The sequence below is a fragment of the Ruegeria sp. SATB027 genome, from assembly GCF_059613825.1.
Genome location: NZ_JBXWTH010000001.1, coordinates 1 through 2,108 on the forward strand (window position 1 = coordinate 1; position 2,108 = coordinate 2,108).

At 53.2% G+C, this 2,108-nt stretch carries 4 protein-coding genes; 1 reads left to right on the forward strand and 3 read right to left on the reverse strand.

What is annotated here, in order from left to right; all coding sequences use genetic code 11:
• Positions 1–38: 38 nt before the first annotated feature.
• Positions 39–392, reverse strand: a complete 354-nt coding sequence (locus AC2FPW_RS00005) for a hypothetical protein (protein ID WP_496812150.1) — start codon at positions 390–392, stop codon at positions 39–41.
• A 254-nt stretch (positions 393–646) separates the two neighbouring features.
• Here AC2FPW_RS00005 and AC2FPW_RS00010 point away from each other — a divergent pair, with 254 nt between their 5' ends.
• The gene (locus AC2FPW_RS00010; protein ID WP_496812151.1) at positions 647–829 is read left to right on the forward strand and encodes a helix-turn-helix domain-containing protein; all 183 of its coding nucleotides are present in this window, start codon (positions 647–649) and stop codon (positions 827–829) included.
• Between the two features lie 245 nt (positions 830–1,074).
• Here the strand turns inward: AC2FPW_RS00010 and AC2FPW_RS00015 are convergent, their stop codons facing one another.
• Both AC2FPW_RS00015 and AC2FPW_RS00020 read right to left on the reverse strand, forming a co-directional pair.
• Positions 1,075–1,251 (reverse strand): hypothetical protein, encoded by a 177-nt coding sequence (locus AC2FPW_RS00015; RefSeq protein WP_496715967.1) that lies wholly within the window; start codon positions 1,249–1,251, stop codon positions 1,075–1,077.
• Positions 1,248–1,961 (reverse strand): tyrosine-type recombinase/integrase, encoded by a 714-nt coding sequence (locus tag AC2FPW_RS00020; protein ID WP_496812152.1) that lies wholly within the window; start codon positions 1,959–1,961, stop codon positions 1,248–1,250. Before AC2FPW_RS00020 ends, AC2FPW_RS00015 begins: the two co-directional genes overlap by 4 nt.
• Between the last annotated feature and the right edge of the window lie 147 nt (positions 1,962–2,108).

Consider the following 2,108-nt stretch of genomic DNA (forward strand, 5'->3'; position numbering starts at 1 on the left):
GCCTTTAACAATATGACTTGGAAAATGGCCGCATAGGGTCAATAGTGAAACTGTCCGGAAACAGGGACGAAGTCCATATTTAAGTTTTGACCAAAGCCGGACACGCTTTCAGCCTGATCGCTGGGCAGTTTATGTTGATTGCTGGAAATACCCTTCACTAGATTATCAAATCGAATTCGAGTCTCTTCCGTCAGAAGACCCTCACGTGCTTGCCGTATCAAACCCTCTAAAAACCATAGAGCACAGACGGCAAAGGCAAAATATCCTACGAGTACTCCGAGACGTGTCGTCAAAGGAAAATCGGAGTACCAAATGTTGGCGGCGAATTCTAGCAAGAAGTACGCCGCAATCAGCCGAAACACCCAAGATATTAAAGAAAATGCGCGACCCATCATACCCTCTCAGAACTGTTGAACCGTAACCCATTTTGATCCCTTTTTCGCGCTCAGTTCCGCGTAATTTCTACGCGGTTACTCAGTTTTGGTTCGAGCTAGGAAGGTTTCCACAGCTTCACCTCGGCAGTCTCAGAAACCGTTCGAGCACTTATGTCTCTTAAAACAGGTAGAGTTAAAACCATCAATGCTTAATAGCATTCAGGGTGAAGAAAACGCCAAAAAGCCCACTCAGAGATATAGTAGCCCGGAACATGCGATTGCTCCGAGCTGAACGCGGGTGGTCTCAGGAAAGGTTGGCGGAAGAGGCAGGACTGAACCGCACGTACCTCAGTGCAGTTGAGCGTTCAGAGCAGAACATTTCGATTGATAATTTGTATCGCGTTGCTGAGGGTTTCGGGATCGAAAGCTGGAGGTTGCTCCAAAGTGACGACTAGGAAATCCTGAAGTCGGTCATCCCACATTGCATGCTTCATTCGTTGGTTTACCTGCCTAGGTAAGTTGAAGCAAACATGGTCGCTGCAGGGCTGAAAGAACTGACGATCAGCGCAAGCGCAAGTTTAGAACCGCTAAAGTCATTTCGTAATCGCCCAAGAATACGCCCATAAAGTACTTCAGGACGGCAAGAAAAAAGCAAAGTAGACACCCCCCGGCAACCCGCTAAGGGCCGCCGAGGGAAAGTTTACGAGGGTGGTCGCCGCTGGACGACATAGTCTGCCAGCCACTGCCAGTAGGCTTCGGCATCACGGAATCCCTGAGCCCGAGCCGCGAGGTTCTCAGCTTCCCGACGGGAACAGCCACCATCGTATTCAGCAATGGCCGCTCGCTCCTCAAACGCGTCAATGTCCGGGAACGTCATGCCGGGAGCCGTATCTGATCGACGATCGACCGACGTTGCTCGTCACTGATACCTGCCGAGTAGATGCCGTAGGTGATCCCATTCTCCGACCGGGCCGATTTATGGCCGACCAGAGAGGCCGTGAAGTGCTCAGGAACACCGGTTCGCTCGCACTGGGTGATGAACCACTTGCGGGTCGAGTGAAACACCAGTCCCGGTCGTTCTAAGTCCAAGCGCCGTCTCAGTCTCGCGAACCCCTTGGTCACCTGCGCGACAGTCAGGTCAGGGAACAGCGGGCCAGATGACGGTAGCTGTCGGAACGTCTCATCCAGCACCGGGTGAACCGGAACCAGTCGTTCAGCGGCGTCGGTCTTCAGCAGTCGCAGTCGGTTAGGTCGAACATGCACGAAGCAACCGAGATTGCCCTTGGCCACGAGGTCTTCCCGGAGCAGCCCAACCGCTTCCCCCGCTCGCATTCCTGATAGCAGGCAGGTTAGCAGAACCGAATTTAATTCTCGGTCTTTGGCTCCCAGCAATCCCACCACTTCATCGTCAGTCGGAACTGCATAGGGTTGAGGGCGTATCTTACGGTCGAAGGGCACCGTGCGAAACGGATTGACCTCCAGATGCCCCTCGTAGACCACCCAGTCGAGGAAGTGATTGACCTGCGACCAGATGCGCCGCTGGGTTCTGGCGGTTATCGTCAACGACCCCCGAGACGAGTAGGTCACGAGTTGGTCCAGGGTTAACCCCCGAGTCCGTTCCGACTTGCCAATCATTGGAGACAGTTGAGCTATCGCTTGTCAATGCCGAAGTAAAAATCCCCAGAAGTACCGAAGTAATTTTCCCCACTTTCGGGACCTGGTGACGAGCCAGAT

Excerpts from the sequence above, each read along its gene's own strand:
- AC2FPW_RS00005 (WP_496812150.1), bottom strand. The coding sequence starts at position 392 with ATGGGTCGCGCATTTTCTTTAATATCTTGGGTGTTTCGGCTGATTGCG.
- AC2FPW_RS00010 (WP_496812151.1), top strand. The coding sequence starts at position 647 with ATGCGATTGCTCCGAGCTGAACGCGGGTGGTCTCAGGAAAGGTTGGCG.
- AC2FPW_RS00015 (WP_496715967.1), bottom strand. The coding sequence starts at position 1,251 with ATGACGTTCCCGGACATTGACGCGTTTGAGGAGCGAGCGGCCATTGCT.